This is a genomic window from Robbsia andropogonis, assembly GCF_000970345.1.
Classification (GTDB): Bacteria; Pseudomonadota; Gammaproteobacteria; order Burkholderiales; family Burkholderiaceae; genus Robbsia; species Robbsia andropogonis.
The window spans coordinates 1-3,836 of sequence record NZ_LAQU01000094.1 but is presented as its reverse complement, the minus strand read 5'-3'; the positions used below and the strand labels follow the sequence as shown (position 1 = coordinate 3,836).

The window sequence follows — 3,836 nt, the reverse complement described above, 5'->3', positions numbered from 1 at the left end:
ATCTACTTCGATCCAGTCACGAAAATGCAACTACTTAAAGGAGAAGCATGAGTTACCGCAAGGGTTCATCTGATGAGAGGCGGGCCTGGTTGGCCGAGAAGATACTGCTGCTGTGCGATGCGACCCGGGCGTTACCCTCGCATGAGGCGATTGCCGGGAAGTTGGGCGTGAGCGGGACGCGACTTCACGAAGCAATGAGCCGATTGCTGGCGTGCGGGGCAATCAAGGTGCGCACACGGTTGGGTATGCGTATCCTTCAAGAAGATCAATGGCAAATTGTTGATGGCGATGTGGTGCGCTGGCGTCTCTCGTTCGACACGGACGGTGCTTTCAGGGCCGCTATTGTGGCCTTGCGTCGCGCCTTCGAACCGATCGCCGCCGGCGATGCGGCGCAGGGCGCGACTGCCGAGGAGCGCGCTCGGGTTATCTCAGCGTGCGCGAATCGGATGCACGCCAAGACACTTGGCGCGTATGTGCAAGCGCACGTCGAACTCCATGCCGCCGTTATGGCGGCGAGCCCCAACCGGATCATGCGGCAAATGGCCTGCCTGGTCAGTCCTTTGTATCACTCGACAGCGGCGGACAATACCGTGCCCATACGGGTGGAGGGTGACTGGCCCGCGCTGGCCATGCTGACCTTGGCAATGCGGGATCGCGATCCGATCGCCGCACGCGAGGCCATGGAGCAGATCAACACGTTTGATTTGCCGCATATACCGAGCAAGAGATGCGTATGAAAAAGCGCATCCTTCTGGACATATTACTCGCAGCGCTCGCGGGTGCAGTGCTCTTTCTTGGTGCGCGGCCATTGCACCTTGAACGCCTCGTAACGGATCCGCTTGAACGGGCCGCTCTGATCGGGAGCGTGTGCGGTACATGTGTTGTGTGGGGAATCTGCGCGAGTGCTGTCCTGCTAAAGCGTGCCACGATGCTTGATCGGGTTGTCGCCGGCGGGCTTGTCGCCTTGTTGGCGATAACGGCACTGGTTGTGGCCGGCCAATTCGCGGGCGCTGCGCTCTTCGCCAAATTAGAAAAACTCCCCGATTCGGTGATTGGCTTGTGGACGCTTCGCGATTATTGGCAAGCGTTCGGCGATGAGAAGTCGGTCAAGCGCTCCTTGTTCATCGCGAGCGTGGTGTCGGCTGCGATACCGTTGCTGCCGATCGTGGCGGTGGCCGCCGCGCTGGTCGCCAAGCCTAAGCGCGAGCTACACGGCGATGCACGCTTTGCGCGGGCGCACGAGATTCGGCGTTACGGTTTGATGGACGAGGCGAATGGGCGTACGCGGGGCAAGGTGGGTGTGCGCGACCCTTCCATCATCGTTGGACGGTACAAGGGCAAGTATTTGACGTTTCGCGGCATGCAGTTCGTGATGGTGGCCGCCCCGACGCGTTCTTACAAGGGCGTGGCCATCGTCATTCCGAATCTGCTCACGTTTTCGGATTCGGTCGTGGTGCTCGATGTCAAAGGCGAGAACTTCGATCTGACATCGCGGTATCGGCAGGCTTGCGGCCAAAAGGTGTTTCGCTGGGCGCCGTTCGATGAAGGGGGTTATACCCACCGGTGGAATCCGCTGTTCAAGATTGCCAGAAGCCCCGCCTTCGTGCGCGTGGGTCGCTTGCAAAGGATCGCCGCGCGCCTGTATCACACGAGTGATGCGCGCAATAAATTCTTTTACGAGCAGGCAAGCGACCTGTTCTTGGGTTTGGCCCTCTATTTAATGGAGATGACAGACGATTGCACGTTCGGGCAAGTGTTGCGGCTTGCGACCAAGCCCGACAAGACGGTCCGGGAACACCTCTCGGAGCTGATGCAGCACGAGACCAAAGAGGGCGAGCCGCTTTCGGGTGACTGCCTGGGCGCGCTCTCCCGGGTGCTGGCCTCCCCCGATGAAACGATGCTCAATATCGTCTCGACCTTCAATTCAGGGCTGCGCCTGTTCAGTAATGCGATTGTGGACCAAGCCACGAGCGCATGCGATTTCGATCTAGATCGGGTGCGGCGTGAACCGATATCCATCTATGTGGTTTTGCCGGTGCGTGACCTGTCAGTCGCCAGCTTGCTTGCCAACCTGTTTTTACGCAATGCATCGAAGACAACCTCGATGTGCTACCTGGCGAGGACCCGACAATTAGGTATCAGTGTCTGCTGGTCCTCGATGAGTTCCCCGCGATTGGGCGCATTGACGTCATCGATAAGGGTAACGCGTTCATCGCGGGCTACTGGATACGTCTTTTGACGATCCTGCAATCGAAGACGCAGACTGAGCCAAACGAATTGTATGGCGTCGCCGGCACTCGAACGCTCTTCACCAACCACGCGGTGCTCGTCGCTTACGCGCCTGGCAATCAGCAGGATGCGAAGGAATTATCCGAGACACTTGGTACTTTCACGCAAAAAGCGACGTCGACCAGTCGCAGTCGCGGGCGCAACACCTCCACGGGAACGAATACGTCTGACCAGGGACGCGCCTTGATGTTGGATCAGGAACTCAAGCGCATGGAGCCCTATCAGGAGATCGTGCTGGGTTTCCAACGCCCCATCCTGTGCGAGAAGGCCACGTATTTCGAGGACGCGCTTTTCATCGACCGCATGCGTGCGGTGAGTCCGACGCTTGCGGCGGTAGCCGATGATTTGCCGTGCGAGGACGACATCAAGGCCGCCTGGCAAGCGGGTGAACTGCGTGCCACCGGTATTCCAATCAACAACCCACGGCAATATCACGCCGCGCTGTCCGCCAAGGCGGCAGGAGAGATTCGCCTAGCGCGACAAGCCGGTGCAAAGGCGCTCACAGCGGCCGAGCTATTGGCGCTGGATCAACGCCAGCCCGGACCCGTCGCCACGAACGTGGCGCTCACCGGATTTGCCGATGACCTGGTCGAGTTGGGTCTGGTGATGCGCGATGACGTACGCGCGCTGTTGGCCGGCATCCGACTGGATATCGGTGCTGCGCATGGCGTGGGTCTTGATTCCCTGAGTGAACCGGCCAACGTGCCGGCGGATTACGACATGACGGAGGCAGCGAATGGCTGATGCAAATAAGCCCAAAGGCGAGCGGACGTATCTTGATGTGCCGTTCAAGGAAAAGCAGAGCGCGCGGGAACTGGGGGCGAAGTTCGATCGCCGCGAGAAGAAGTGGTATGTGCCAGCCGGAAGCGACCCGAGTCTGTTCGCGCGCTGGATGCCATCAGGTCCGAAGGAGCGGCCACTGAGCGAGGGACAATCTGATGACTTCGAATCGGATATCGAGCGCGAGGCACAGCGTCTTAGCGGCTTGACGGATCAGCCCATCGACGAGTCACGGCAGTTTGTGCGCGAAGCGTTGCGTCTCGCGGAGGAAAAAGCGGCGCTGGCCGCGCGAGACCGCGTCCAGGAGCAGGGCGGATCGGCATTCGAGAGTATCGATGCGATACGGGGTGCGATCATCGAGGCGCGGCGTGCGTATTTTGCCCAGCGGCAGCATCTATACGAGCAAGGTAACGCCGAAGCCGAGTCCCGTGCCCTGCCTGAAGCGGATGCGCGGGCTGTGCCGGACGATGTAACGCTGGGTCGTCGCTACCGCGACATGATTCAGTCGATCGCCACGTCTTCGACGCTACGCGGCGCGGAGGTCACGGCGACGCTGGCGTTGGAAGAGCGTTTGGAGACGATTCATCGCGAGGCGTGGCGCAAGTCGGGCTCGCCCGAGAACGGTGAGCGTTCGATAGGAGAGCATATCCGAGCTGGCAGCGACTTCGCGGCGCAGGCGCTGCCGCCGCGCGCGGCACGGGCATTGAACACCCTTCGGCAAGAGGCGGGACTGAGCCCTATCGGCATCGAGGCAGACCAAGCGGTCG

4 protein-coding genes are annotated in these 3,836 nt (G+C 60.4%); all 4 read left to right on the top strand.

The features are described from left to right. Positions 1–47 precede the first annotated feature (47 nt). Positions 48–737 carry a FadR/GntR family transcriptional regulator gene (locus WM40_RS25865; protein ID WP_046154463.1) on the top strand — a complete coding sequence of 230 codons (690 nt, stop codon included), beginning with the start codon at positions 48–50 and terminating at the stop codon, positions 735–737. Continuing rightward, positions 734–2,239, top strand: a complete 1,506-nt coding sequence (locus WM40_RS32185) for a type IV secretory system conjugative DNA transfer family protein (RefSeq protein ID WP_269083116.1) — start codon at positions 734–736, stop codon at positions 2,237–2,239. The genes WM40_RS25865 and WM40_RS32185 overlap by 4 nt, the downstream gene beginning before the upstream one ends. Next, positions 2,131–3,033 (top strand): type IV secretory system conjugative DNA transfer family protein, encoded by a 903-nt coding sequence (locus WM40_RS32180; protein ID WP_269083117.1) that lies wholly within the window; start codon positions 2,131–2,133, stop codon positions 3,031–3,033. The genes WM40_RS32185 and WM40_RS32180 overlap by 109 nt, the downstream gene beginning before the upstream one ends. Next, the coding region (locus WM40_RS25855; protein ID WP_046154462.1) for a DUF5710 domain-containing protein at positions 3,026–3,836 on the top strand (811 nt) is incomplete at its 3' end. The genes WM40_RS32180 and WM40_RS25855, both read left to right, overlap by 8 nt.